Origin of the sequence: Streptomyces sp. NBC_00237, assembly GCF_026342435.1 — a bacterium.
In the GTDB taxonomy this organism is placed as follows: Bacteria; Actinomycetota; Actinomycetes; order Streptomycetales; family Streptomycetaceae; genus Streptomyces.
This window is the reverse complement of the sequence record NZ_JAPEMT010000001.1, coordinates 3,106,055-3,132,138: the sequence shown is the minus strand read 5'-3', so window position 1 is coordinate 3,132,138 and position 26,084 is coordinate 3,106,055. Positions and strand designations below refer to the sequence as shown.

Here is a 26,084-nt window from a genome sequence, read left to right as displayed (position 1 = left end):
CCACTCACTCCTGGGTGAGCAGCCCTTCCCGCAGCCGCTTGGTGATGCGCGTCAGCAGCCGGGACACCTGCATCTGGGACACGCCCAGTTCGGCACCGATCTGCGACTGCGTCATCTCCGCGCCGTACCTCATGCTCAGGATGCGCTTGTCGCGCTCGTCCAGTTCGTCGATGAGGGGCTTGAGCGCCTGGACGTTCTCGACGATCTCCAGGTCGGCGTCGGTGTCGCCGAGCCGGTCGGCGAGGGTCTGCGCACCGGAGTCGGCGCCGTCGTCGAGCGGGATGTCGATGGAGCCGGCGGTGTACCCGTTGGAGGCGACGAGACCCTCGACGATCTCGTCCTCCTCCATGTCGAGGTAGGAGGCGAGCTCGGACGTCGTCGGGGCCCGGTCCAGCTGCTGGAACAGCACGTCGGACGCCTTCGCGAGGTCTATCCGCAGCTCCTGGAGGCGGCGCGGCACGTGCACCGACCAGCTGGTGTCCCGGAAGAACCGCTTGATCTCACCGACGATGCACGGCATGGCGAAGGTGGCGAACTCGACCTCGCGGGTCAGCTCGAACCGGTCGATCGCCTTGATCAGGCCGATGGTGCCGACCTGGACGATGTCCTCCATCTGGTCGGAGCGGTTCCTGAAGCGGGTGGCCGCGTACTTGACCAGTGCCAGGTTGAGCTCGATCAGGGTGTTGCGGGCGTACTGGTATTCGTGCGTGCCCTCTTCGAGGACGGCGAGCCGGGCGAAGAAGAGCCTCGACAGCTCGCGGGCGTCCCTCGGGGCTACCTCCGACGGGTGTGCCACATACGGAAGTTCCTGCTCCGCAGGAGCGGTCTCGGTCACTCCCTGCGTGGTTCCCGTCGGGACTGCGGTCGCCATGGACACGGTGTACTCCCCTTCATCGGTCTATCAGCGCAAGGGCGCGTGTACCCGGAAGGCGGCCCGCCATTCGTGGTCACGCACCGCTAATTTATTCAACACCACCTTCACATCGCGGATTTACCGCCCCCCGCCCGCATCAAGGCACCCGAACCGCCCGTACCGGCCTTCGATCCCAGCGTGCCACCGCGCGGCCGTCGCCGATAGGGGCGCGCCCTTGGAACCCCGCTCCCCCGCCCCCCTGCCGTGCTCCTCCCTGACTCACTCCTCGGGGACGAGCCCCGCCTCGTACGCGAGGATCGCCGCCTGTACGCGGTTCTTGAAGTCGAGCCGGGCCAGGATCTGGCTGACGTACGCCTTCACCGTGCCTTCGACGACGTGCAGCCGCCCGGCGATCTCGGCGTTGGAGAGCCCGGCCCCGACGAGGGCGAGCACCTCCCTTTCCCGGCCGGTGAGTTCGGTGATCCGGGCGCGGGCGGCGGTCCGCTTGCCGAGCTGTCCGGCGCCGAGGTGGGTGAGGACCCGGCGGGCGACGGCCGGCGAGAGGTACGCGCCGCCTTCGGCGACGGCCCGTACGCCGGAGACGAGTTCGCGCGGATCGCCGGACTTGAGGACGAACCCGGCGGCGCCGGACCCGAGGGCGCTCGCGATGTACTCGTCCTCGGAGAACGTCGTCAGCATCATGACGGCGGTCTCCGGGAGCAACCGGCCCAGCTCCGAGGCGGCCGTGAGCCCGTCGACGCGGGGCATCCGGATGTCCAGGAGACAGACGTCGGGCCGGTGCCTCAGCCCCAGCTCGACGGCCTCGTGCCCGTCCTCGGCCTCGGCGACGATCTCGATGTCGTCGGCCGAGGAGAGGATGGCCCGCACCCCGGCCCTGATCATCACTTCGTCGTCGGCCAGCAGCACCCGGATCAATTCCGCTCCCCCTTGGTCGAGCTCCCGCCGCAGGCTAACGCAATGGGCGCCACCCCCTCCCGAGGAGGGGGTGGCGCCCAGGCGCGCACAGTGCTTAGCTCCAGCTGGCGTGCAGGGGCTTGCCCTCCGCGTAACCGGCGGCGCTCTGCACGCCGACGATGGCCTTCTCCGCGAACTCCTCCAGCGAGGCGGCACCGGCGTACGTGCAGGACGAACGCACACCCGCCACGATCGAGTCGATCAGGTCCTCGACTCCCGGACGGGCCGGGTCCAGGAACATCCGCGAGGTGGAGATCCCCTCCTCGAAGATCGCCTTGCGGGCGCGGTCGTAGGCCGACTCCTCGCTCGTGCGGTTCTTGACCGCGCGGGCGGAGGCCATGCCGAAGGACTCCTTGTACCAGCGGCCGTCGGCGCTCTGCTGGAGGTCGCCGGGGCTCTCGTACGTACCCGCGAACCAGGAGCCGACCATCACGTTCGACGCACCGGCGGCGAGCGCCATCGCGACGTCACGCGGGTGACGGACACCGCCGTCGGCCCAGACGTGCTTGCCGTGCTTCTTGGCCTCGGCGGCGCACTCCATGACGGCGGAGAACTGGGGACGACCCACGCCGGTCATCATCCGCGTGGTGCACATGGCACCGGGACCCACACCGACCTTGATGATGTCGGCACCGGCCTCGATGAGATCCCGGACGCCCTCCGCCGCGACGATGTTGCCCGCCACGATCGGAACCTGCGGGTCGAGGGCGCGCACGGCCTTGACCGCGGCGATCATCGACTCCTGGTGGCCGTGCGCGGTGTCGACGACGAGCGTGTCGACTCCGGCGTCGAGCAGCTGCTTGGCCTTGCCCGCGACGTCGCCGTTGATGCCGACGGCGGCGGCGATGCGCAGCTTGCCGTCGGCGTCGGTGGCGGGGGTGTACAGGGTGGCGCGGAGCGCGCCCTTGCGCGTCAGGATGCCCGCGAGGCGGCCCTCGGCGTCGACGGCCGGGGCATACCGGCGGTTGGCGGCGTCGAGCTTGTTGAACGCCTCACGCGGGTCGATGTCGGCGTCCAGCAGCACCAGGTCCTTGGACATGACCTCGGACAGCTGGGTGAAACGGTCCACCCCGGCGAGGTCCTGGTCCGTCACGACACCGATCGGCCGCTGGTCCGCGTCGACGACGACACCGGCGTTGTGGGCCCGCTTGGGCAGCAGGGACAGCGCGTCGGCGACGGTCTGGGTGGGGGCCAGCACGATGGGCGTGTCGAGGACGAGGTGCCGGGTCTTGACCCAGGCCACGACCTCGGTGACGACCTCGATCGGAATGTCCTGCGGGATGACGACGAGTCCGCCCCTGCGGGCCAGCGTCTCCGCCATGCGGCGGCCCGCGATGGCGGTCATGTTGGCGACGACCAGCGGGATCGTGGTCCCGGTGCCGTCCGGGGCGGAGAGGTCCACACCCTGGCGGGATCCGACCGCGGAGCGGCTCGGCACCATGAAGACGTCGTCGTACGTGAGGTCGTACGGCGGCTTGAGATCGTTGAGGAAACGCACGCGCGGAACATCCAGTCGTTCGGTGTTGGCCCCGGGGCATTTCAGCCCGGGGGAAAACGCACGTACTCCATTCTCCCACGACTGTCCGGATATGCCCCCTGGGCCGATCCTCCAGCCCCGAGCCTCCCAGGCTGGGCGATACTCCAAGAGCGCCCCTTGGGGGGCGCGGAGGGGCGTCGCGCTCATCCCCTCAGCGTGTTCTTGAACCTCGGGCCGGCACCCCGTCAGTGGCCTGCTCGCGGGCCAGTGGCAGAGTGAGCCGAATGATCGGACACCTGTACACCGTTGTCATCGACTGTCCCGACCCGGATGAGCTGGCCGGTTTCTACGAGAAGCTGCTGTCGCTCTCGCGGCAGGCGAACACCGGCGACTTTGTCGTCCTTGAGAACGCGGCGGGGGTCCCGGTGGTCGTCCTTCAGGGGGTGGACGACTTTCGTCCGCCTCAGTGGACGGATTCCGCGCGTCCTCAGCAAATGCACCTCGACGTGATGGTCACGGACCTCGATACGGCTGAGGCCCAAGTGCTCACCCTCGGTGCGACGCTGCTGGAGGGTTCGGACAAGCCGATCGGTTACCGCGTCTACGAGGACCCCGTCGGCCATCCCTTCTGCCTGATCACTCCCGAAGGGGCCTGAACTCGCCCTGAGCGTCCAGTGTCGGAATGGTCCTCGGCCTTGGTCGCTCACCCTGGCGTTCGCCGAACTCGTCAGGGTTCTTCGTCCCGTTCGGCCTCGCCGACTCGTTGCGGTGTCCGACTCGTTGCTGTGTACGCACGGACGGTGAAGGCGCCGGGTCGCCGCGCTGGGCCGGGTGGTGCCAGTGGGGCTCGCCCCTCCCGGTCGACCGTTGCCGCCACGGCGAAAACGGGTACACCATCTTCAGTCCGGTTGACGTGAAAAGCGCCCCACCCCACCGGAATCCGGTAGGACGGGGCGCGATCACCACAGGGCACGAACGCCCGGCAGGACTACTTCATGTAGCCGACGCTCTTCCAGTCGACCGAAGCGAGGCCCGGCGAACCGTAGTTGGCGAGCTTCTTCGGCGTGGCGATGATCGACGGGGTCTGGAAGATCTCCAGCGAGTGACCGGCGTCCCAGATCAGCTTGTCGGCCTCGTTCTGGAGCTTCTGCGACTCCTCGGGGGTCTTCGCGGCCAGCGCCTCACGGTACTTGGCCTCGCCGCCCGGGGTGACGACCTTGCCGTAGTTCTGGAAGATCTGACCGCCCTTCGGGTCGCGGTAGATGCCGAACCCGTCGGAGGTGAGACCGGTGGCGCTGGTGAAGCGGAATCCGGTGATGTCGAAGGCGCCCTTGTTGACGTACTTGTTGAAGTAGTCATTGGCGGAGACTTCGTTGATCTTCATGTCGATGCCGACCTTCTTCAGCATCGACTGGGTGGCGGCGTCGCGCGCCTTCACCGACGCGGAGGCACCGGCGCCCGTCACGTAGTTGAGCTCCAGCTTCTTGCCGTCCTTGGTGCGGACCTGGCCCTCACCCGGGGACTTCCAGCCGGCCTCGTCCAGGAGCTTCCCGGCGGCGGCGACGTCACCCTTGCCGTACTTGCCGGAGTTGTCCTGGTAGCCCTTCTGGTTCGGCATGTAGAAGTGGCTGCCGAGGGTCTTGAACTCAACCGGCAGGCCCTTGCCCGCGATGTCGGCCATGACCTTGTTGTCGACCGCCATCTGCACCGCCTGGCGCACCTTGACGTCCGCGACGACGCCGCCGGAGCCGAAGGTCATGTGGGTCTCGTCCCACGGGGAACCGATGCGGAAGTCGGTGTCCTTGGCGGCCTTGAGGCGCTTGTAGTAGTCGGCGTTGGACGCCGTCGTGATGTCGAGCTCCTTGTTCAGGAACGCGTCGATCTGCGCGTCCGGCTGGAGCACCCGGAAGACGATCTTGTCGAGCTTGGGCTTCTCGCCCCACCAGTTGGCGTCCGGCACGAGGGTGACCGTCTGCGCGGTCTTGTCCATCTTGCCGACCTTGAACGGGCCTGCCGTCGCCGGGATCTTCTCGACCCAGCCCTTGTTGAACTTCTCGGGCGTGTCGATGAACTTGGCCGGCATGAGCTGCCAGAACATGCCCTGCCACTGCGAGGTGAACTTCTTCATGGTGATGACGACCTCTTGGTCGTTCGCACCGGCCTTCACCGACTCGATGTCCTCGTAGCCGGTGGACTCGCTGATCAGGAACTCCGCGTTCCCCTGACCCTGCGCCTTCCACATGGCCTCGAAGTCGCGGTAGCTCAGCGGCGTACCGTCGGACCACTTGGCCTTGGGGTTGATCTTGTACGTCAGGACCTGCTTGCCGCCCTTGTCGGCCGACTCGGCGGACTCGACGTAGTCCTTGTCCGGGGTGATGACGCCCTTGGCGTCGACCTCCCAGATGTTCGGCATCATCGGGTCGGATATGGTGCGCCGGTCTCCCTGCGTGCCTTCCACGTGGCTTGCGTTGTACTGCGTGATCCACTCACGAACCGGAACCCGGAGCTCGCCACCCTGCTTGAGCGCCGACACCGGCTGCGGGTTGACCTCGGAGGCATGGTCCGCGACGGCCTGCTTCTTCGGCTCGCTCTCGGACTTGTCCGAGCCGCACGCCGTCAGAACCATCGAGGCGGTGACAGCTGCCACGACGAAGGCGGCCGTTTTGGTGGAAGTACGCATGGGAAAGCTCCTGTACCTAAATCCCACAATGTGAGACACGTCGGCCGTTGCCATCTGAGGGGGTCCGACTGCTGTTGATCTGGACAGTAAGCGTCAGAACTCGGCAAATTAAACCTGCATCGTGAACCTTTACCCGATCGAGACCAGCTGACTGTCCTTTAATCGGATATCGCACTCCACAATGTGGACATCGCGACGCGTGCCTCACCACGTTTCCGTCGCCTCCGCAGCAGTGCCGCCGCGGAGTGGTTCGTCCCCCTCAGGTCAGTTGGAGGTTCCGTGCTCGGCTTTCTGACGAAGCGGCTCGGCTATTACGTCGTGTTGCTCGTGGTCGCTGTCGGGCTGTCGTACGCACTCGCCTCGACATCCCTCACGCCACGGTCGTACTTCGAGAACCGGAACCCGCGCCCCGCGGCCACCGTGGTCGACAGCCAGCTCAACCAGCTCGGCATCAACGACAAGACGCCGCTGCCGGAGCGCTTCGGCGACTGGGCCTCCAACGTCGTCCAGGGCGACCTCGGCAAGACGATCAAGGACACCTCCGTCAATGACGAATTCGGGTCCCGCATCGGCGTCTCGCTCCGCCTGCTGTTGATCGGCACCATCCTCGGCACCGCCCTCGGCATCCTCTTCGGAGCCTGGGGTGCGATACGCCAGTACAAGTTCTCCGACCGGGCAATGATGATTTTCTCGTTCCTGATCATGTCGATGCCCATGCTGCTGGTAGCCGCGTTCATCAAGCAGGGCGCCATGTGGTTCAACAACACCATGGGCACCAACATCAAGTTCATTGGTGAAGGCGACACCACACTCGCCGACGGCCTCTTCACCATGCTCCAGGAGCGGGCCATCCACCTCCTGCTGCCCACCCTGGCGATCGTGGCGGTGACCATCGCGTCGTACAGCCGCTACCAGCGCAGCACCATGCTCGACGTGCTCGGCTCGGACTATTTGCGAACGGCCCGCGCCAAGGGGCTCTCCCGTAACAAGGCGCTGATGAAGCACGGTCTGCGTACAGCGATGATTCCGATGTCCACATTCTTCGCGTACGGATTCCTCGGCCTGTTCACGGGTGCCACCTTCACCGAGAAGATCTTCGGTTGGCACGGCATGGGTGAGTGGCTCATCGACTCCATCACCAGTAACGACGTCAATTCCGTTGTCGCATACAGCCTTTTTGCCGCCGTCATGGTGCTGCTCGCCGGCTTCGTCGCCGACATCCTGCACGCCGCGCTGGACCCTCGGGTCCGCAATGGCTAGCCGGTACGCCGTGTCCGCACGGCCCGCCGACCGAGTCCAGACGAAGCCCGTTCCGCAGGGAGCAGCACACCGATGACCACCGAAACCGCAACCGTCGCCGAGATCGCCACCGCGGCACCATCCTCAGCGCCCAGCCGCAGCAAGGTTGTCTGGGGCCGTTTCCTGTCCAACAAGGGCGCGCTCGTGGGCGCCGTCATCGTGGTGCTGCTGTTCCTCCTGGCCTTCCTCGGCCCGGTGATCAGCCCGTACAAGTACACCGACGTCGACTACCTCGCGCTCCAGGAGCCGCCGTCCGGCGCCCACTTGTTCGGCACGGACCAGATCGGCCGGGACATGTTCACCCTGACCGTGCGCGGTCTCCAGAAGTCACTGCTGATCGGTCTGCTGGTCGCACTCTTCTCCACGGTGCTCGCCTCGATCGTCGGCGCCTGCGCCGGTTACTTCGGCGGCTGGGTGGACCGGATCGCCATGTTCGTGGTCGACCTGATGCTGGTCTTCCCCGCGTTCCTGATCATTTCGATCATGTCCCCGATGTTCAAGGAAACCGGCTGGATCGCCTTCGTCGGCCTGCTGGCCGTCTTCGGCTGGATGATCACCGCCCGCGTGGTGCGGTCCATGACGCTCTCACTGAAGGACCAGGAGTTCGTCCGGGCCGCCCGCTTCATGGGCGTGCATCCGTTCCGGATCATCCTGCGGCACATCCTCCCGAACATGGCCTCCTTCCTGATCATCGACGCGACCATCGCGGTCGGCGGCGCGGTCATGGCCGAGACTGGCCTCTCGTACTTCGGCTTCGGCGTGCAGTCCCCCGACGTGTCACTGGGCACGCTGATCTCCACCGGTGAGGGTTCCGCCCTCACCCAGCCGTGGATGTTCTACTTCGCCGCCGGACTCCTGGTGATCTTCGTTCTCTCCGTCAACCTCATGGGCGACGGACTGCGAGACGCGCTCGACCCCACGTCCGACCGCGTCTCGCGCAAGCAGCGTCGCGCCGTCGCCCGCGAGGCAAAGGCCGTACGCGAGAAGGCCGCTGCCGCCCTCGCCGCGAATACTTCCCCCACTTCCGCCCACGAGACCCCCGGGAGCCGTGCGTGACCACCACCGCCAGCCCCTCCACCGCAAGCGCCCCCGTCACGACGGGCGAGCCGCTGCTCCAGGTCCGCGACCTGCACGTCCGCTTCCAGACTCCGCACGGCATCGTCCCGGCGGTCCGGGGCGTCAACCTCGACCTGCACCGAGGTGAAGTCCTCGGCATCGTCGGCGAGTCGGGCTCCGGCAAGTCCGTGACCTCGCTCGCCTCGATGGGCCTGCTGCCGGACACCGCGATCATCACCGGTTCCGTGAAGCTCGACGGGCAGCAGCTCCTCGGTGCCTCCGACCGCGAGATGAGCGCGATCCGGGGCAACAAGGTCGCGATGGTCTTCCAGGACCCGCTGTCCGCCTTCACCCCCGTGTACCGCATCGGCGACCAGATCGCCGAAGCCCTGCGTACGCACACGAACCTGAGCAAGGACAAGGCCGCCGCCCGCGCCGTCGAGCTCCTCGACCTGGTCGGCATCCCCAACCCGAAGGCCCGTGCGCAGTCCTTCCCGCACGAGTTCTCCGGCGGCATGCGCCAGCGCGCGATGATCGCCATGGCCATCGCCAACGATCCGGCCGTGATCCTCGCCGACGAGCCGACCACCGCTCTCGACGTGACGATCCAGGCCCAGGTGCTGGAGGTCCTGAAGACCGCCCAGCGCGAGACCGGCGCCGCGCTCGTCCTGGTCAGCCACGACCTGGGCGTCATCGCGGGCACCGCCGACCGCATCGCCGTCATGTACGCGGGCCGCATCGTGGAGACCGGCACCGTCGACGACGTCTTCGAGCGTCCGCGCATGCCGTACACCCTCGGTCTGATCGGCGCGGTCCCCCGCGTCGACGAGCCCGCCGAGGACGGCTCGAAGGCGCAGGCCAAGCCGCTCGTCCCGATCCCCGGTTCGCCGAGCCCGCTCCAGGAGCTCAAGGGCGGCTGCGCGTTCGCCAACCGCTGCCCGATGGTGCTGGACGTCTGCCGCACCGACGACCCGGTCCTGTCCGGCGACGACCACCGCGTCGCCTGCCACCGCACCGACGAGATCGTGGCGAAGAACCTCGGCCCCACCGACGTCTACCCGCTCCCCGAGATCCCGCCGCTCGCCGCGGCCGCCGTGCCGCGCGACGAGCGCAGGAGCGTCCTGCGCGTCACCGAACTCGTCAAGACCTTCCCGCAGTTCAAGGGCACGGCCTTCAAGCGCCGGGTCGGCAGCGTGTACGCGGTGGACGGCGTCGAGCTCGACATCCGCCAGGGCGAGACGCTGGGCCTGGTCGGCGAGTCCGGCTCGGGCAAGTCGACGACGCTCTTCGAGATCCTCAACATGGCCAAGCCCGAGTCGGGTTCGATCGAACTCCTCGGCCAGGACACCGGCTCGCTGGGCCGCTCCGAGCTGAACAAGCTGCGCTCGGCCATGCAGATCGTGTTCCAGGACCCGATGGCGAGCCTCGACCCGCGCATGCCGATCGCCGACGTCATCGCGGAGCCCATGCGGGCGCTGAAGATGCCGAAGGAGAAGATCGCCGAGGTGGTCCCCGACCTCCTCGCGAAGGTCGGCCTCAACCCGGAGTACGCGCAGCGCTTCCCGCACCAGTTCTCCGGCGGCCAGCGCCAGCGCATCGGCATCGCCCGCGCGCTGTCGGTGAACCCCCAGCTCCTGGTCCTCGACGAGCCGGTGTCCGCGCTCGACGTGTCCATCCAGGCGGGCGTGCTGAACCTCCTCCAGCAGCTCAAGGCGGAGATGGGGCTCTCGTACCTCTTCGTCTCGCACGACCTGTCCGTCATCCGCCACATCGCGGACCGCGTCAGCGTCATGTACCTGGGCCGCACGGTCGAGGCGGGCGACGTCGACACCGTCTTCGACAACCCGCAGCACCCGTACACCAAGGCCCTGCTGTCGGCCGTCCCGGTCCCGGACCCCAAGCGCGAGCGCGAACGTCAGCGCATCCTGCTCCCCGGTGACCCGCCGAGCCCGACCGACAAGCAGACCGGCTGCCGCTTCCGCGGTCGCTGCCCGGTGTTCCTGGCCCTCGGCAAGGAGCAGCAGGAGCGCTGCACCACCGAGACCCCGGCGATGACCTCGCACGCCGACGACCACGTCGCGGCCTGCCACTTCCCGTCGGCGAAGCCCGCGGCGGAGACCGTGGTCAACTGACCTGCGGCGATACGAGGAAGGGGGCGACCGGCGTGATGCCGGTCGCCCCCTTCCTCGTGGACCCGAAGCCCTGGAGACCCGAGGCCCGAAAAACCGAGGCCCTACCCGGCCCGGTCGTCCGGGTCCGCCCGGTCGAGCGCCGGACGCGGCGGCGGGCCGCCCGCGTTCAGCAGGTAGTCCGCAGCGGCGGTGTCCGTGACGAGGCTCGTCACGAGCCCGGAGCGCAGCACCGCGTCGATGGCCGCCGCCTTGCGCAGCCCGCCCGCGATGGCGACGACTTCGGGAATGCGGCGCAGCCGGTCGGCCTCGACGGTGATGCAGCGCTCGCCGAGGTCACGGCCGACCCGGCGGCCCTGGGCGTCGAAGAGGTGCGCGGACGTCTCGGCGGCGACACCGAGCGAGGCGTAGTGCGCGCGCTCCTCGTCGGTGAGCATGTCGTGCACCGTGGAGATGCCCGGCTCCCAGGAGCCGATGGAAACGCAGGCGACCGTCACCTTGTCGAAGTACTCGAAGGCGCGGGCGATGCCCGTCTGGTTGCGCAGGGCCGCAGCCGTCGCAGGGTCGGGCAGCAGCATCGGCGCGTAGATGGGGTGGGCCTCGCCGCCGGAGACCTGGGCGGCCCTGCGGACCGCCTCCACCGAGCCGCGCTCGGCCGTGCCCGCGTCGTACACACCGGTGAGCTGGACGACCGTGCACGGCGGCAGGTGGTGCAGGGCGGCAGCCATGTGAATCGTCGACCGGCCCCACGCCAGACCCAGTACGTCCCCCTCGTTCACCAGCTCGCCGAGCAGGTCGGCGGCGACCTCGCCCAGGTTCTCCGGGTCGGGGGCGTCGTCGGCCGCGTCCGCCGGGGACTCGACGACGACCGCGTGCCGGAGCCCGTACCGGGCGCGCAGGGCGTCGGAGCGCTCCGCGTCCAGTTCGGCGGGGACGCGGATCTCGATCCGTACCAGATCGCGTTCGAGGGCGGTCTCCAGGACCCGGGCCACCTTGAAGCGGCTGACCCCGAACTCCTCGGCGATCTGGATCTTGGACTTGCCCTCCAGGTAGAAACGGCGGGCCATCGCCGCCGCCTGAACCAGCTCAGCGGGTCCCATCCGCATGGCCGACCGGCCCGCTGACATCGCAGACACCGCGATCTCCTTACCTTGGTTCACTTTCACACAATGGTTCGTCGTTCATCCTGTCAGATGCGACGGACCTTGATCAGCCCTGTGGGCTCACGTTCATTTTGCCGTCTTATTACCGTGGCCGCGCCGATGCTGCGGTGCCATGCGGTGGGCGCATCAGTGGGCGCAGGCCCAGGACGCCTTCGCGGTCGTCTCGTCGGCCTGGTGACGGAGCATGCGCACGGCGGCGGCCGGGTCGTCGGTGTTGTAGACGGCGGAGCCCGCCACGAAGACGTCGGCACCGGCGTCGGCGCAGCGCTCGATGGTGGAGGCGGAGACGCCGCCGTCGACCTGGAGCCACAGTTCGAGGCCGTGCTTGGCGATCAGCGACCGGGTGCGGCGGATCTTCGGCAGCATGATGTCGAGGAAGGACTGGCCGCCGAAGCCGGGCTCGACCGTCATGATCAGCAGCATGTCCAGCTCGGGGAGCAGGTCTTCGTACGGCTCGATGGGCGTCGCGGGCTTGAGCGCCATGGAGGCGCGGGCACCCTTGGCGCGGATCTCGCGGGCCGTGCGGACGGGGGCGGCGGCCGCCTCGGCGTGGAAGGTGACGGAACCCGCGCCGGCCTCCACGTACTGCGGGGCCCAGCGGTCCGGGTCCTCGATCATGAGGTGGCAGTCCAGCGGAATGTCCGTGGCCCTGCTCAGGGACTCGACGATCGGGACGCCGAGGGTGAGGTTCGGCACGAAGTGGTTGTCCATGACGTCTACATGGAGCCAGTCGGCGCCTTCGACGGCTTTGGCCTCTTCGGCGAGCCTGGCGAAGTCCGCGGACAGGATGCTGGGGTTGATCTGCGCTGCCATGCCCCAAGCGTGCCATGTGTTGGGGCAGTTCCCCGACCGGGTTGCGGACCGGTTCCCCGACTGGCCACGGGCACTCCGGTCATTCCGGTCGGCCGGGTCATTCCGGTCGGTCACGTCGTGGGCGCGGACGGCCCGAACACCGTCCGCACCCCCGCCGCCCCGCCCGCTCCAGGGAGTCGCCGCCGGGCGGCTGACGCCCCAACTCCTCAGGCGGTGCGCCTCAGTACCGCCAGGTACATCGCGTCCGTCCCGTGCACATGCGGCCAGAGCTGTACGTCCGGTCCTTCGCCCAGCGCCGACACCCCCGGCATCAGCGGGCGGGCGTCGACCCACTCGACCTCGAAGGACTGGTTGCCCGCGCCCTTGCCCTTGATGACGTCGTCGACGACGGTCCGCGTCTCCGCCAGGTGCGGCGAGCACGTCGCGTACCCGACCACGCCTCCGATCCGTACGGCCTTCAACGCCTCGCGCAGCAGCCCGCGCTGAAGCGGAGCGAAACCTTCCAGGTCCTCCGGCCGGCGCCGCCACCGTGCCTCCGGGCGACGCCGCAGCGCGCCGAGACCCGAGCACGGCACGTCCATCAGGACCCGGTCGAAGGTCCCCGGCAGCCACGGCGGCCGCGTACCGTCGGCGGCGATGACCTGGTAAGGGCCCGGATTCCCGGCGAGCGCCTGCTCGACGAGCCGCGCCCGGTGCGGCTGCTTCTCGGAGGCCAGCAGCACCGCGCCCCGCTGCGAAGCCAGCGCCGCGAGGAGCGCCGCCTTGCCGCCGGGCCCCGCACAGCCGTCGAGCCACCGCTCGTCGCGGCCCTCGACGGGGGCGTTCGCGAGCGCGGCGGCGACGAGCTGACTGCCCTCGTCCTGCACGCCAGCGCGCCCGTCCCGTACGGCCTCCAACGCACCCGGTTCGCCACCCTCGGCCATCCTGACGGCGTACGGGGACCAGCGGCCGGGCAGCCCGGACTCCTCGCCCAGCACGTCCAGCAGCTCGTCGGTGGTGGACCTGCCGGGACGCGCGACGAGCGTCACCTCGGGCCGCTCGTTGTCGGCCTCCAGGAGGTCCTCGATGCCCGCCCGGCCGCCGCCCAGCGAGTCCCAGAGCGCCGAGACGATCCAGCGCGGGTGCGAGTGCACGACGGCGAGGTGCTGCTCGGCGTCCTCGTCGTACGGCGGAGCGACCTGCTCCACCCACGCGTCCAGATCCTGCTTGGAGATCTTCCGCAGCACCGCGTTGACGAACTTCGCCCGCCCCTCGCCGAGCACCAGCCGTGCCAGGTCCACGCTCGCCGAGACGGCGGCGTGGGTGGGGATGCGGGTGCCGAGGAGCTGGTGCGCGCCGAGCGCGAGCACGTCGAGGACGGGCGGGTCGACCTCGCGCAGCGGCCGGTCGATGCAGGCCGCGATGATCGCGTCGTACGAGCCCTGGCGGCGCAGGGTGCCGTAGACGAGCTCGGTGGCGAGGGCCGCGTCGCGCCCGTCGAAGCCCTCGTACTTCTCGCGGGCCTTCTTCAGCAGCGGCGGCAGCACCAGGTTCGCGTAGGCGTCCCGCTCGTCGACGGCGCGCAACGCCTCGAAGGCGAGGAAGCGCACGGGGTCCTTGTCGGGCTTGCGGTGCGGCTTGTACGGCTGCTTGCCCTGCCCGCCCTGGTGGCCTTGCTTGCCCTGCCCGCCCTGCTGGGACTGGGTGCGGGGACGGTTCTGCCGGGGCTTGTGGTCGCTCAAAAGGTGCTCCGCTTAAGTGAAGGGTGGTTCCCCCTCAGCGTACGTGTGTCTCGGTGTGCGGCCCTGCTCAGGCCGCCGCGGCCGCGCAGGCCCCGGTGAGGGCCCGGCCGTCCGGCCGCTCAGGCCCTGGTGAGGGCCTCGCCCGCGGTGATGCGCACGCCGCGCGCCCAGTCGGCGGCCTTCATCGGCTTCTTGCCCTGCGGCTGCACCCAGAGCAGCTCGACGGCGTGCGAGCCGGTACCGACGTGGACGTTGTTCTTGCCCGCCGACAGCTCGCCGGGAGCCAGCTCCGTGCGGTCCTTCACCAGCCCGGTCTGCACCAGCTTCAGCCGCTCCCCCCGGAAGACGGTCCACGCGCCGGGCGCGGGCGTGCAGCCGCGCACGACCCGGTCGACGCGCAGCGCGGGGGCCGCCCAGTCGATCTGCGCGTCCTCGACGGTGATCTTCGGGGCGAGCGTGATGCCGTCGGCGGGCTGCGGCACCGGCTTCAGCGTCCCGTCCTCGATGCCGTCCATGGTCGCCACGAGAAGCCCCGACCCGGCGAAGGCGAGCCGGGTCAGCAGGTCACCACTGGTGTCCGTGGCACGCACTTCCTCGGTGATCACCCCGTACACGGGCCCCGAGTCGAGCCCCTGCTCGATCTGGAACGTCGACGCACCGGTCACCTCGTCGCCCGCCATCACGGAGTGCTGCACCGGGGCGGCCCCCCGCCACGCGGGAAGCAGCGAGAAGTGAAGGTTCACCCACCCGTGCGCCGGGATCTCCAGCGCCGACTTCGGCAGCAGCGCACCGTACGCGACGACCGGGCAGCAGTCCGGGCCGATCTCGCGCAGCCGCGCCTGGAACTCCTCGTCGCGCGGCTTCACCGGCTTGAGCACCTCGATCCCGGCCTCCTCCGCGCGCTCGGCTACCGGGCTGGCGACGAGACGGCGGCCGCGTCCGGCGGGCGCGTCGGGCCGGGTGACGACGGCGACGACCTCGTGCCGGGAGGCGATCAGGGCGTCCAGGGCGGGGACGGCGACCTCGGGGGTGCCTGCGAAGACGAGCTTCATGGGGGTACGAGCCTCTCGTTCGGGCGAATGAACGGCCCGGCGGCACTGCGGACGCGGGCAGCGCACCAGTCTATGGGCGGGGCCCGGGACCCGCCCCAGGGGCCTGGCGACGCCCCGCGCTCCGGCGCTCTCGAACGCCCGGCGCCCGGGGGCGTACGCACGTCCGTGCGCCCCGCGCATATGCGGACACGCCCCTGGAGCGTGACCACAACACCGGGTGGCGCGTTGGTCAAAAGAGATTGACCGAAACGGGTCGTCGACCTGACGGCCCCGTCCTTCTTCGTCCTTCTTCACTCAACGCCGGTTCGAGAGGCTTTTTCATGGCCGACCACGCAACCCATGACGCCCAAGCGCGGGCCAGCCTGCATCTGTTGGTACGGGACATCGAGCGGGTCCGCCGGCAGGTGGACGCACTGCGTACCCTCACCGCCCAGTTGGGCAACGTCTACCGTCCGCGCCGATCTGGCCCGTCCACGGGCTTCGTCGTGTACGGGCGGGCTCCTGCCCCGACCGTCCGCCTCGCGCAGGAACTGCGGGACAGCGTCGAGACCCTGGTGACCGCCGCCGTGGACTTCGACCGCTCGCTCGGATTCTCGTGGGACGCGGTGGGTTCGGCGCTCGGAGTCACCAAGCAGGCGGTGCACCGCCGTTACGGCGCACGACGGGCGGTCACCCAGTCCACCGCCTCCGCGGCCCAGGACCCGAACGGCCCGGACTCCACGCCCACTTCCTCCCCGTCCCCGCTGTCCTCGACCTCCCCGGCGGCATCCCCCCTGGCTCCGGCGGCATCGTCGGTGGCTGCGAACGGCTCACTCGCTGCCGCACCGGCGGCGACCGCGACGCGGACGATGCCCGGAATCCAGGGGATGCCGGGGATGCCGGGGGTGCTGCCATCCGTGCCCGCCGCTCGCTCGATGCCGCCCCAGCCGACGGCCTCCAGCCAGTCCCTCCGCGAAGAATCCCGCCCCACTCCACCCCCTTTCCCCAACCCCCGCAACGGCTGACCCCACACCCCTCTCCCCCAAACACCCCTCTCCCCCAAGGCCCCCACCTCCCCGGCGGGGGCCTTCCCCTTGCCCCCCTCCTGACCTCCATCACCTGCCCCTCTCCACTTCCACCCAACCCCCTCGCGTTCCACCCAGCCCCCTCGCGCGACGGCCCCCCTCCGCTCCCGCCTCGCCCCCTCGGGCACCGGGGCCCCTCCGCTTCCACTTAGCCCCCCACTGGGCGGCGGGCCCTTGCCCCTCCGCTCCCGCCTAGCCCCCTTGGGCGGCGGGCCCTTCCCCCCACTCCCGCCTAGCCTCCTTGGGCGGCGGGGCCGCCCCCCGGGGGCGGAACGGGCGGGCAAGGGGGCGGCCCCCCTCGCTCCGGGCCCACCCCGGAGCACCCCCGCCCAGCCCCACTACCGGCCGCACCTGCGAAAGGGCCCCACCCCGGTGGCGCCCGCCCTTACCTCGCCCCATGGGTGCGCCGCACCCCGATGCGCCTGCGGCGGGCCGCCCCTCCCCACCCCTTCACCTCAAGCGCTCGCCGCGCGGCAGTCCCGCACACGTGCAGGCGCGTCGTGGCTGGCCGCGCAGTTCCCCGCGCCCCTAACGGGGCGCGCCCCGCCCCCTCACCCAATATCCGGCGGATCAACCCGAATCCGCACAACCTCCCCCCCACCCCCCCTCGCCATCCTCGCCGCCTGCGCCACCTTCAACGCCCCCGCCAACGCCGCCCCCCGCCCCGGCGGCACCCGCACCAACGCCCTCTCCCACCGCTCCCCGACCGGCGGGTCCTGCGCCCGCCTCGGCCTCCCCGCCTCCGTCACCGGCAGCGGGATCGGCCCCAACACCTCCGCCTCCACGGGCAGTTCCGCGACCCGCAGGAACTCCTCCACGTCCTCCCCCTTCCCACTCACCGCCGCCATCCGCGACACCGGCGGAAACCCCAGCTCCGCCCGCTCCGCCAGCTCCCGCTGGGCGTTCCCCACCGGATCCCACCGCACCAACGCCTGCACGGGCCGCAGCGTGGGCTCCGCGACCACCACCACGGTCCCCCCCGCCTCCTGCCCCCGTACCAGCGAAGCCGCCGCGATCCACCGCCGCAGCGCGTCCTCCCCAGCCCGCAGGTCGGGCCGCCCGAGCATGGCCCAGCCATCCAGCAACAACGCCGCCGCATATCCGCCCTCGGCCACCGGCTCAGCCCCTGGCGTGCTCACCACCAGCGCGGGTGTCCCCGGCACCACGTCCAGCACGTGGTCCCGCCCGGACGTCCGCACCGGCACCGCCGGAAACGCCCGCCCCAACTCCTCCGCGGTCCGCCGCGCCCCGACGATCTGCGCCCGCAGCCTGGTGAACCCGCACTCGGCACACCGCCACTCCCCCTCGGTCCGCCCGCACCACCCGCACTGCAAGTCCCGCGCGTCCGGGGCCTCCAGCGGCCCGGCACAGTGCCGACACCGCGCCGGCGTCCGGCACCGCTCGCACGCCAGCCTCGGGACATACCCGCGGCGCGGCACCTGCACCAGCACGGGTCCGGTCTTCAGTCCCTCCCGTACGGTCTGCCACGCCAGGCTCGGCAACCGCGCGGCCCGCGCCGCCTCGTCCCGCGCCAACTCCTGGTCGCCCACGGTCCGTACGAGCGGAGCCGCCCGCCGCACCTGCTCCCGCGAAGCCGCCAGAGGCCGCGCCCACCCGGTCGCCACCAGCTGCGCGGCTTCCACCGTGCAACTCGTACTCCCCAGCAAGAAGGCGCACTTGTCCAACGTCGCGCGCAACTCCAGCACTTCCCGCGCATGCGGCAACGGAGCGTGCAGCTCGCTCAGATTCGGATCCCCGTCGTCCCACACCACCACCAGCCCCAAATCCCGGACCGGCGCGAACATCGCCGACCTCGTCCCCACCACCGCCCGCACCGCGCCCCTCCGTACGGCCAGCCACTCCCGATACCGCTTCTCGGGCCCGGCGTCCGCCGTCAGGACCGCATGCCGCCCCTCCCCCAGCACCCCCACCAACGCGGCATCCACCCGCTCCACGCTCCGCCCGTCGGGCACCACCACGACAACCCCCCGCCCCGAAGCCAGCGTCGCCGCGACCGCCCGCGCGATCTCCTCCGCCCACAACGGCCCCGGCAAAGCGGTCCACACGGCCCGAGGCGCCCCGCCCCCGGCCAACGCCTCCAGGAAGGCCGCCCCCTGCTCGTACCGCCCCCAACTCTCCGCATCAGGCACCCCGGGGGCAGGCAACGCAGCCGGAAACTCCTTCTTCTCCGCCCGCGCGTTCCTCGGCGGGACCGCCAGCTGGAGCACGTCCGCCAGGCTCCCCGCGTACCGATCGGCGACCGCCCGCGCCAGCCCCAGCAACTCGGCGCTCAGCACCGGCTCCGGCGACACCACCTGCGCCAACGCGGCCAACGGCCCGTTGTAGTCCGACTCCGCGACCCGCTCGACGATGAACCCGTCGATGAGCCCACCCCCTTCGCGCCTCCCGTCCCGCACCCGATGCGCCCCGGCCCCGAACCGCACCCGCACCCGCACCCCCGGCTGCGCCTCGGCATCCAGTTCCTCGGTCACGGCATAGTCGAAATACCGGTCGAGATGCAGCACGCCCTTGTTCACCATGACCCGCGCGACGGGCAGCTCCTCGGCCAGCGGCGCCCCCCGCCACGTACGCGGCTTCGCCTTCGGCACCTGCTTCTCGTGCCGAAGGAACTCCCGCATCAGCGCTAGCTGCTCGGGCGGCCCCTCTACCGGACCCTGCTGCTGCTCGTCGTCACTGCTCACAGCCCCATACCTACCAGAACCCACTGACAACCGACGGCCCCCGGCCGACCGGCAGCCGTGGCGGCAGGCGGCCACCGCGGAGAGCCACGCGGAGACGGCCACAGCCCAAGAAGTCGCCCGAGATCGAAGCGGCAAGCGGCTGACGCCCCGCAGGGCGCCTCGTGCCACGGACCCCTCGGCCACACCGGCCCCCGAGGGGACCGGCGGCGGGATCCGAACCCGCGAGGGCGCGTTCGCCCAAGAAGTATCCGCTCGCCTGCGCACCGGGCTGCCCCCAGCCCAGGCCGCAGGTGCCGCTCCGGTCGCGGCGATTGCGTACGGGCAGGAATTGCGTACGGGCAAGACTTGCGTACGGGCGGGAACAGCGCGACGGCCCCGGGCCGCGTCCAAGCGGTCCGGGGCCGTCGCAGGGCAACTGCCGACAGGCGTACGGGTTACAGGCCCGCGGCCCTCTTCAGTGCGTCCACGCGGTCGGTGCGCTCCCACGTGAAGTCGGGCAGCTCGCGGCCGAAGTGGCCGTACGCGGCCGTCTGCGCGTAGATCGGGCGCAGCAGGTCGAGGTCGCGGATGATCGCGGCCGGGCGGAGGTCGAAGACCTCGGCGATGGCGTGCTCGATGCGGTCGGTGTCGATGGTGGCGGTGCCGAAGGTCTCGACGAAGAGACCGACCGGCTCGGCCTTGCCGATCGCGTACGCGACCTGGACCTCGCAGCGGGCCGCGAGACCGGCGGCGACCACGTTCTTGGCGACCCAGCGCATCGCGTACGCGGCGGAGCGGTCGACCTTGGACGGGTCCTTGCCGGAGAAGGCGCCGCCGCCGTGCCGGGCCATGCCGCCGTACGTGTCGATGATGATCTTGCGGCCGGTGAGACCGGCGTCGCCCATCGGGCCGCCGATCTCGAAGCGGCCGGTCGGGTTCACCAGGAGGCGGTAGCCCTCGGTGTCGAGCTTGATGCCGTCCTCGACGAGCTGCTTGAGGACGTGCTCGACCACGAACTCGCGGATGTCGGGGGCCAGGAGCGAGTCCAGGTCGATGTCGGAGGCGTGCTGCGAGGACACGACGACCGTGTCGAGGCGGACGGCCTTGTCGCCGTCGTACTCGATGGTGACCTGGGTCTTGCCGTCGGGACGCAGGTACGGGATCGTCCCGTTCTTGCGGACCTCGGACAGGCGGCGCGACAGACGGTGCGCGACGTGGATCGGGAGCGGCATCAGCTCCGGGGTCTCGTCGCACGCGTAACCGAACATCAGGCCCTGGTCGCCCGCGCCCTGCTTGTCGAGCTCGTCCTCGTCGCCCTCGACACGCTTCTCGTAGGCGGTGTCGACGCCCTGCGCGATGTCCGGGGACTGCGCACCGATGGACACCGACACGCCGCACGAAGCGCCGTCGAAGCCCTTCTTGGACGAGTCGTAGCCGATGTCGAGGATCTTCTCGCGCACGAGCTGCGCGATCGGTGCGTACGCCTTCGTGGTGACCTCACCGGCGACGTGCACGAGGCCCGTCGTGATCAGGGTCTCCACGGCGACCCGGGAGGTCGGGTCCTCCCGCAGGAGCGCGTCGAGGATCGTGTCGCTGATCTGGTCAGCGATCTTGTCGGGGTGGCCCTCGGTCACAGACTCCGAGGTGAAGAGACGACGGGACACAACGCTCCCTGGGGTTGCAGCGGCTGCTGGCTGATCATTGGCGGACCGGCCGGGAGCTGCGCCCGACGTCGGTCCGGCGACCACTTTATCGGTCACTCCCGCCTGGCGGACCACGTGTCTCACCGAATGACGTGTGTGTGATCCGAGGCACTGCGTCGCACAGGACGACAAAAGGGTGCCAGTAGGGGACAAAAATGCCGTTTTGACGGGATTTTCGGTCCCCAAAAGGGTGGAGAAGGTGTGAGAACGATCTAGCGGGAGCCGGTCCCCGGCAGCGGCCGAAACCAGCCCCCTGACCGGAAACCGGCCCGGAACGCGGGGCCGGGCCCCGCGTTCCCGGCCGACCTCCGGCAAGGTCAGGCGGGCCCCGCCCCCAGACGCGGTACGACCAGGTCCCACACCACGTCCGCCAGCGCTTCCTTCGGCCCGTACGGAACCGGGGTCTCGGCCCCGTCCGCGGCGAGCACGACCGCCTCGTTCTCCTCCGAGCCGAAGGTCTTGCGCTCCCCCACCTCGTTGACGACGAGAAGGTCGCAGCCCTTGCGCAGCAGCTTCTTGCGCCCGTTGGCGAGTACGTCGTCGGTCTCGGCGGCGAATCCCACGACGACCTGACCGGGGCGCAGCCGCTCGCCCGAGCCGCCGCCCGCGACCTCGGCGAGGATGTCCGGGTTGCGGACGAGCGCGACGGGCGCGGGCTCCTGGCCGTCCTGCTTCTTGATCTTCCCTGTGGCGTACGTCTCGGGGCGGAAGTCCGCCACCGCCGCGGCCATCACCACGGCGTCGGCGTCGGCCGCCGCCTTCAGGACCGCCTCCCGGAGCTGCACGGCGGTGCCGACGCGGACGATGTCGGCGCCCGCCGGGTCCGGCAGGCCCGTGTTCGCCTCGATGAGCGTGACCCGCGCACCGCGCGCCAGGGCCGTGCGCGCGAGTGCGTACCCCTGCTTGCCGGAGGAACGGTTGCCCAGGTAGCGGACCGGGTCCAGGGGCTCGCGGGTGCCGCCCGCGCTGATGACGACGTGGCGGCCGGTGAGGTCGGGTCCCCAAGCGACACCGCGCGCCAAGACGCGACGGCACGTCTCGAAGATCTCCACCGGGTCCGGGAAGCGCCCCTTGCCCGTGTCGACGCCGGTCAGGCGGCCCACGGCGGGCTCCAGGACGACCGCGCCACGGCGGCGCAGCGTCGCCACGTTCTCCTGGGTGGCCGGGTGCTCCCACATCTCCGTGTGCATCGCCGGAGCGAAGAGCACCGGACAGCGGGCCGTGAGGAGGGTGTTGGTGAGGAGGTCGTCGGCGAGGCCGTGCGCCGCCTTGGCGAGCAGGTCGGCGGTGGCGGGGGCGACGACGACCAGGTCGGCGTGCTGGCCGATGCGGACGTGCGGGACCTCGTGGACGGAGTCCCAGACCTCGGTGGAGACCGGGTTACCGGACAGCGCCGACCAGGTGGCCGCGCCCACGAAGTGCAGCGACGCCTCCGTCGGTACGACCCGTACGTCGTGGCCGGACTCGGTCAGCCTGCGCAGCAGCTCGCACGCCTTGTAGGCGGCGATGCCCCCGCTGACCCCCAGAACGACCTTCGGCTTCTCCACTGCGACTCCCCGGATTCGGCACACACGCGTGCAGGTACTGGTACAGGACCCATCACACACCACAGGCCCGACGGACGTGCCGTCGGGCCTGTGGTGAAGGTGCTGGTGCTGACTACTGGGCCGGGCCCTCGATGGCCTCGGACGTCAGCAGACCCGCGTTGATCTCACGCAGGGCGATCGAGAGGGGCTTCTCGTGGACGTGGGTGTCCACCAGCGGACCGACGTACTCCAGCAGGCCCTCGCCGAGCTGGGAGTAGTACGCGTTGATCTGACGCGCGCGCTTGGCCGCGTAGATCACGAGGCTGTACTTGGAGTCCGTAGCCTCAAGCAGCTCATCGATCGGCGGGTTGATGATGCCCTCGGGCGTGGTGATGGAAGAGGACACGCTCTACCTTCCGAAAACTTCCGGGACACCCGGCTTCCCGGAGAACCGGTCTTCTGGGACGCCCGAAAAAATGGACAAAGATCAAACAACTTCCATCAACGTTAGCAGCTCACGTGCTACGTCTTCGACGGAGGTGTTGACGAGGGTGGTGTCGAACTCGGCCTCGGCGGCCAGTTCGATCTTGGCGGCGGCCAGTCGGCGCTCGATGACCTCGGCCGACTCGGTGCCGCGCCCGGTGAGGCGACGGACCAGTTCGTCCCAGTTCGGCGGGGCCAGGAAGACCAGCAGGGAGTCGGACATCGACTCCTTGACCTGGCGTGCGCCTTCGAGCTCGATCTCCAGGAGGACGGGCTCGCCCGCCTCCAGGCGCTCGGTGACCGCGTTGCGCGGGGTGCCGTAGCGGTTGCCCGCGAACTCGGCCCACTCCAGCAGCTCGCCGTTGGCGATCAGCTTGTCCATTTCCTCGTCGGTGACGAAGAAGTAGTGCACGCCGTGCTTCTCACCGGGCCGCGGCTTGCGGGTGGTGGCCGACACGGAGAGCCAGACGTCGGGGTGGACCTTGCGCATATGCGACACGACCGTGCTCTTGCCGACCCCTGAGGGGCCGGAGAGCACGGTCAGCCGCGGACGTGCGTCCGGGGGTGCGGGGGACGTCCCCCGGGATGTTGCAGCCATGGAGCGATTATTCCAGCTTCCCGGGCGTGCCCGGACCGCGAGTCGATCGCCGTGCGCATGGACGGGGAGTACGGACCGGTCGTCCCAGAGGGACGATCAGGCCGGGCTGCCGCCGAACTCACGCTCCAGGGATGCGATCTGGTTGGAGCCGAGACCGCGCACCCGGCGGCTCTCGGAGATGCCGAGACGCTCCATGATCTGCTTGGCACGGACCTTGCCCACGCCGGGCAGGGACTCAAGGAGGGCGGAGACCTTCATCTTCCCGATGACGTCGTTCTCCTGGCCCTGCTTGATGACCTCGTGGAGGGAAGCGCCGGAGTGCTTGAGTCGATTCTTGACCTCGGCCCGCTCCCGGCGAGCCGCGGCGGCCTTTTCGAGCGCGGCTGCGCGCTGTTCAGGGGTAAGGGGCGGAAGAGCCACGCCTACGTCACCTCGGATGTCGAACTGTCGGATACGGACCGGTGCGGAAACCAGTCCCTTCCGCACGCGGTGAGCAACACACGGTGGAGCTGTGCGTTTGCTCTCGTCGGAGACTAGCGGGCATGGCCGCTCCCGTCAGTGAGAACGGACTAAAAGTCCTGGTCAGCCTCAGACGACCAGGACATTTGCCCCATAACACCCTGGTTTCGGGTAAGGAATTCGTCAACATCGCGCCCCGACCTGACGCACATCGCACCTCTACGCGACGCACGGAGGGCGCGAACCCGTGCCCGGTCCGCGCCCTCAAGGCTTCCGCACGGCTCGTGACCGGCCGCTCAGGCTCCGGAGACGGCCTCGCGCACCTCGTCCGCGAAGCGCTGTGCGGAATCCCTCAGTCCGGTCTTGTCGGGGCCGTGGCGCAGGACACCCCGGCTCACGCTCGGCACGACGTTGCCGACGGCCTGGCCGAAGACTCCGGGAAGGTCGGCCGGGGTCGCGCCCTGGGCGCCGATGCCGGGGGCGAGCAACGGCCCGTTGATGGCGAGGTCCGCGCCCGCGTCGCCCAGGGTCGCGCCGACGACCGCGCCGACGGAGCCCATCGGGTCCCCGCCCGCGTTCTCGGCGGCCATGTGGTCCAGCATCAGCTGGGCCAGCGAACGCCCGTCGGCGGCGGTGGCGCGCTGCACCTCCGCGCCCTCCGGGTTGGAGGTGAGGGCGAGGACGAAGACGCCCGCGCCGTTCGCGGCGGCCAGGTCGAGCGCGGGGCGCAGCGAGCCGAAGCCGAGGTACGGGGAGACGGTGACCGCGTCGGAGAAGAGCGGGGAGGCCGGGTCCAGGTAGGTGGCCGCGTACGCGCCCATCGTCGAGCCGATGTCTCCGCGCTTGGCGTCCATCAGGACCAGGGCCCCGGCGGCGCGGGCCTCCTCGACGGCCTTCTCCAGTACGGCGATGCCGCGCGAGCCGAAGCGCTCGAAGAACGCGGACTGCGGCTTGAGGAGGGCGACCCGGTCCGCGAGCGCCTCCACGACGGTGCGGGTGAAGGTCTCCAGGCCCTTGATGTCGTCGTCCAGGCCCCAGGCGTTGAGGAGGGAGGCGTGCGGGTCGATGCCGACGCAGAGGGGGCCGCGGGTGTCCATGGCGGTGCGGAGCCGGGTACCGAAGGGGATCACGCTGGTCATGCGGCGGCCTGCTTCCTGGCGTCTGCGCCGACGGCCTCGGCGAGGGTCTTGTACGGGCTGTCGGCGAGGCGCGCGGCCAGGCCCCGGTGGATCGCGCGGGCGTAGAACGGGCCCTCGTAGATGAAGGCGCTGTAGCCCTGGACGAGGGTCGCGCCCGCGAGGATGCGCTGCCAGGCGTCCTCGGCGTTCTCGATGCCCCCGACCCCGACGAGGACGAGATCGTCGCCCACACGGGCGTACAGACGGCGCAGGACCTCCAGGGAGCGCGCCTTGACCGGTGCGCCGGAGAGGCCGCCCGTCTCGCCGTACAGCTCGGGGGAGGACTTCAGGCCCAGGCTCTCGCGGGCGATCGTCGTGTTGGTGGCGATGATGCCGTCCAGGCCGAGTTCCAGGGCCAGGTCGGCGACCGCGTCGACGTCCTCGTCCGCGAGGTCGGGGGCGATCTTGACCAGGAGCGGGACGCGGCGGTCCGTGACGGTGCGGTCGGCTGCTTCCCGTACGGCGGTCAGCAGCGGCCGCAGGGACTCCGTGGCCTGGAGGTTGCGCAGGCCGGGGGTGTTCGGGGAGGAGACGTTGACCACGAGGTAGTCGGCGTGGGCGGCGAGGCGCTCGGTGGAGGTGACGTAGTCCCCGACCGCTTCCTCCTCCGGGACGACCTTGGTCTTGCCGATGTTGACGCCGACCGTTCCCCTGAAGACGGGGTTACGGGCCGCCAGACGGGCGGCCACGGCCTCGGAGCCCTCGTTGTTGAAGCCCATGCGGTTGATGAGCGCACGGTCCGCGACGAGGCGGAAGAGGCGCTTCTTGGGGTTGCCGGGCTGCGGCTGGGCGGTGACGGTGCCGATCTCGATGTGGTCGAAGCCGAGCATCGTCATGCCGTCGATGGCCACGGCGTTCTTGTCGAACCCGGCGGCGAGACCGAACGGGCCGTGCATGCGCAGGCCGAGGGCCTCGGTGCGCAGCTCCTTGAAGCGCGGTGCGAGGACCGCCGCGACGAAGGTGCGCAGGACGGGGACGCGGGCGGCCAGGCGGATCCAGCGGAAGGCCAGGTGGTGGGCCTTCTCGGGGTCCATCCGCTGGAAGACGAGCTGGAAGAAGAACTTGTACATGGGTGCCTTCGCAGAAGTCTGAGTGGGGGGCTCGCGAGGAGGGGGACACCGAATGTCTCCGGTGTCCCCCTCAGTGGCGGCCAGGGCCTGTCCGGCGGACCAGG

The 26,084-nt window shown here is 70.2% G+C and carries 21 protein-coding genes; 5 read left to right on the top strand and 16 right to left on the bottom strand.

The window, feature by feature from the left end; all coding sequences use genetic code 11:
• Positions 1–4: 4 nt before the first annotated feature.
• From OG897_RS14200 to OG897_RS14190, 3 genes are all read right to left on the bottom strand, one after another.
• A complete protein-coding gene (locus tag OG897_RS14200) occupies positions 5–871 on the bottom strand; it encodes an RNA polymerase sigma factor SigF (RefSeq protein ID WP_266656320.1) in 867 nt (288 codons plus the stop codon).
• Positions 872–1,132: 261 nt separating this feature from the next.
• On the bottom strand, positions 1,133–1,789 hold the full coding sequence (locus OG897_RS14195; protein ID WP_266656318.1) for a response regulator transcription factor: 657 nt from the start codon (positions 1,787–1,789) through the stop codon (positions 1,133–1,135).
• A gap of 94 nt (positions 1,790–1,883) precedes the next feature.
• A complete protein-coding gene (locus tag OG897_RS14190; RefSeq protein ID WP_266656316.1) occupies positions 1,884–3,326 on the bottom strand; it encodes a GuaB1 family IMP dehydrogenase-related protein in 1,443 nt (480 codons plus the stop codon).
• Positions 3,327–3,589: 263 nt separating this feature from the next.
• On the opposite strand from OG897_RS14190, the gene OG897_RS14185 reads away from it, so the two are divergent.
• Positions 3,590–3,961 carry a VOC family protein gene (locus OG897_RS14185; protein ID WP_266656314.1) on the top strand — a complete coding sequence of 124 codons (372 nt, stop codon included), beginning with the start codon at positions 3,590–3,592 and terminating at the stop codon, positions 3,959–3,961.
• Positions 3,962–4,293: 332 nt separating this feature from the next.
• On the opposite strand, the gene OG897_RS14180 is transcribed toward OG897_RS14185, so the two are convergent.
• Positions 4,294–5,985: an ABC transporter family substrate-binding protein gene (locus tag OG897_RS14180; RefSeq protein ID WP_266656312.1), complete on the bottom strand. Its 1,692-nt coding sequence runs from the start codon at positions 5,983–5,985 to the stop codon at positions 4,294–4,296.
• 279 nt (positions 5,986–6,264) lie between these two features.
• On the opposite strand from OG897_RS14180, the gene OG897_RS14175 reads away from it, so the two are divergent.
• The 3 genes from OG897_RS14175 to OG897_RS14165 all read left to right on the top strand — a co-directional run bounded on the left by OG897_RS14175 (position 6,265) and on the right by OG897_RS14165 (position 10,472).
• A complete protein-coding gene (locus OG897_RS14175) occupies positions 6,265–7,245 on the top strand; it encodes an ABC transporter permease (protein WP_266656310.1) in 981 nt (326 codons plus the stop codon).
• A gap of 72 nt (positions 7,246–7,317) precedes the next feature.
• On the top strand, positions 7,318–8,340 hold the full coding sequence (locus OG897_RS14170) for an ABC transporter permease (protein WP_266656308.1): 1,023 nt from the start codon (positions 7,318–7,320) through the stop codon (positions 8,338–8,340).
• Positions 8,337–10,472, top strand: coding sequence for an ABC transporter ATP-binding protein (locus tag OG897_RS14165; RefSeq protein WP_266656306.1), 2,136 nt, complete (start codon positions 8,337–8,339; stop codon positions 10,470–10,472). The genes OG897_RS14170 and OG897_RS14165 overlap by 4 nt, the downstream gene beginning before the upstream one ends.
• 101 nt (positions 10,473–10,573) lie before the next feature.
• On the opposite strand, the gene OG897_RS14160 is transcribed toward OG897_RS14165, so the two are convergent.
• From OG897_RS14160 to fmt, 4 genes are all read right to left on the bottom strand, one after another.
• The gene (locus OG897_RS14160; protein ID WP_266656304.1) at positions 10,574–11,629 is read right to left on the bottom strand and encodes a sugar-binding transcriptional regulator; all 1,056 of its coding nucleotides are present in this window, start codon (positions 11,627–11,629) and stop codon (positions 10,574–10,576) included.
• 129 nt (positions 11,630–11,758) lie between these two features.
• Positions 11,759–12,445: a ribulose-phosphate 3-epimerase gene (gene rpe / locus OG897_RS14155; RefSeq protein ID WP_266656302.1), complete on the bottom strand. Its 687-nt coding sequence runs from the start codon at positions 12,443–12,445 to the stop codon at positions 11,759–11,761.
• A 206-nt stretch (positions 12,446–12,651) separates the two neighbouring features.
• The gene (locus tag OG897_RS14150) at positions 12,652–14,034 is read right to left on the bottom strand and encodes an RsmB/NOP family class I SAM-dependent RNA methyltransferase (protein ID WP_266656815.1); all 1,383 of its coding nucleotides are present in this window, start codon (positions 14,032–14,034) and stop codon (positions 12,652–12,654) included.
• Between the two features lie 251 nt (positions 14,035–14,285).
• Complete coding sequence (gene fmt, locus OG897_RS14145; protein ID WP_266656300.1) at positions 14,286–15,218, bottom strand: methionyl-tRNA formyltransferase; 933 nt, start codon at positions 15,216–15,218, stop codon at positions 14,286–14,288.
• A gap of 320 nt (positions 15,219–15,538) precedes the next feature.
• Here fmt and OG897_RS14140 point away from each other — a divergent pair, with 320 nt between their 5' ends.
• Complete coding sequence (locus tag OG897_RS14140) at positions 15,539–16,222, top strand: hypothetical protein (protein WP_266656298.1); 684 nt, start codon at positions 15,539–15,541, stop codon at positions 16,220–16,222.
• 611 nt (positions 16,223–16,833) lie between these two features.
• Here the strand turns inward: OG897_RS14140 and OG897_RS14135 are convergent.
• From OG897_RS14135 to OG897_RS14100, 8 genes are all read right to left on the bottom strand, one after another.
• A complete protein-coding gene (locus tag OG897_RS14135) occupies positions 16,834–18,984 on the bottom strand; it encodes a primosomal protein N' (RefSeq protein WP_266656296.1) in 2,151 nt (716 codons plus the stop codon).
• A gap of 434 nt (positions 18,985–19,418) precedes the next feature.
• Positions 19,419–20,627 carry a methionine adenosyltransferase gene (gene metK, locus OG897_RS14130; protein WP_266656294.1) on the bottom strand — a complete coding sequence of 403 codons (1,209 nt, stop codon included), beginning with the start codon at positions 20,625–20,627 and terminating at the stop codon, positions 19,419–19,421.
• Between the two features lie 356 nt (positions 20,628–20,983).
• Complete coding sequence (coaBC, locus tag OG897_RS14125; RefSeq protein ID WP_266656292.1) at positions 20,984–22,213, bottom strand: bifunctional phosphopantothenoylcysteine decarboxylase/phosphopantothenate--cysteine ligase CoaBC; 1,230 nt, start codon at positions 22,211–22,213, stop codon at positions 20,984–20,986.
• Positions 22,214–22,325: 112 nt separating this feature from the next.
• Entirely contained in the window at positions 22,326–22,598 is a 273-nt protein-coding gene (gene rpoZ / locus OG897_RS14120) for a DNA-directed RNA polymerase subunit omega (RefSeq protein WP_003970369.1), read from the bottom strand.
• 81 nt (positions 22,599–22,679) lie between these two features.
• Positions 22,680–23,273, bottom strand: a complete 594-nt coding sequence (gmk, locus tag OG897_RS14115) for a guanylate kinase (RefSeq protein WP_266656290.1) — start codon at positions 23,271–23,273, stop codon at positions 22,680–22,682.
• A gap of 96 nt (positions 23,274–23,369) precedes the next feature.
• Positions 23,370–23,693, bottom strand: a complete 324-nt coding sequence (locus OG897_RS14110) for an integration host factor (RefSeq protein WP_003970367.1) — start codon at positions 23,691–23,693, stop codon at positions 23,370–23,372.
• A 335-nt stretch (positions 23,694–24,028) separates the two neighbouring features.
• Positions 24,029–24,871, bottom strand: coding sequence for an orotidine-5'-phosphate decarboxylase (gene pyrF, locus OG897_RS14105; protein WP_266656288.1), 843 nt, complete (start codon positions 24,869–24,871; stop codon positions 24,029–24,031).
• Positions 24,868–25,980, bottom strand: coding sequence for a quinone-dependent dihydroorotate dehydrogenase (locus OG897_RS14100; protein ID WP_266656286.1), 1,113 nt, complete (start codon positions 25,978–25,980; stop codon positions 24,868–24,870). Before OG897_RS14100 ends, pyrF begins: the two co-directional genes overlap by 4 nt.
• Positions 25,981–26,084: the final 104 nt, after the last annotated feature.

Coding starts and splice junctions, on each gene's coding strand:
- OG897_RS14200 (WP_266656320.1), bottom strand. CDS start 871: ATGGCGACCGCAGTCCCGACGGGAACCACGCAGGGAGTGACCGAGACC.
- OG897_RS14185 (WP_266656314.1), top strand. CDS start 3,590: ATGATCGGACACCTGTACACCGTTGTCATCGACTGTCCCGACCCGGAT.
- OG897_RS14180 (WP_266656312.1), bottom strand. CDS start 5,985: ATGCGTACTTCCACCAAAACGGCCGCCTTCGTCGTGGCAGCTGTCACC.
- OG897_RS14170 (WP_266656308.1), top strand. CDS start 7,318: ATGACCACCGAAACCGCAACCGTCGCCGAGATCGCCACCGCGGCACCA.
- rpe (WP_266656302.1), bottom strand. CDS start 12,445: ATGGCAGCGCAGATCAACCCCAGCATCCTGTCCGCGGACTTCGCCAGG.
- fmt (WP_266656300.1), bottom strand. CDS start 15,218: ATGAAGCTCGTCTTCGCAGGCACCCCCGAGGTCGCCGTCCCCGCCCTG.
- OG897_RS14140 (WP_266656298.1), top strand. CDS start 15,539: ATGGCCGACCACGCAACCCATGACGCCCAAGCGCGGGCCAGCCTGCAT.
- gmk (WP_266656290.1), bottom strand. CDS start 23,273: ATGGCTGCAACATCCCGGGGGACGTCCCCCGCACCCCCGGACGCACGT.
- pyrF (WP_266656288.1), bottom strand. CDS start 24,871: ATGACCAGCGTGATCCCCTTCGGTACCCGGCTCCGCACCGCCATGGAC.
- OG897_RS14100 (WP_266656286.1), bottom strand. CDS start 25,980: ATGTACAAGTTCTTCTTCCAGCTCGTCTTCCAGCGGATGGACCCCGAG.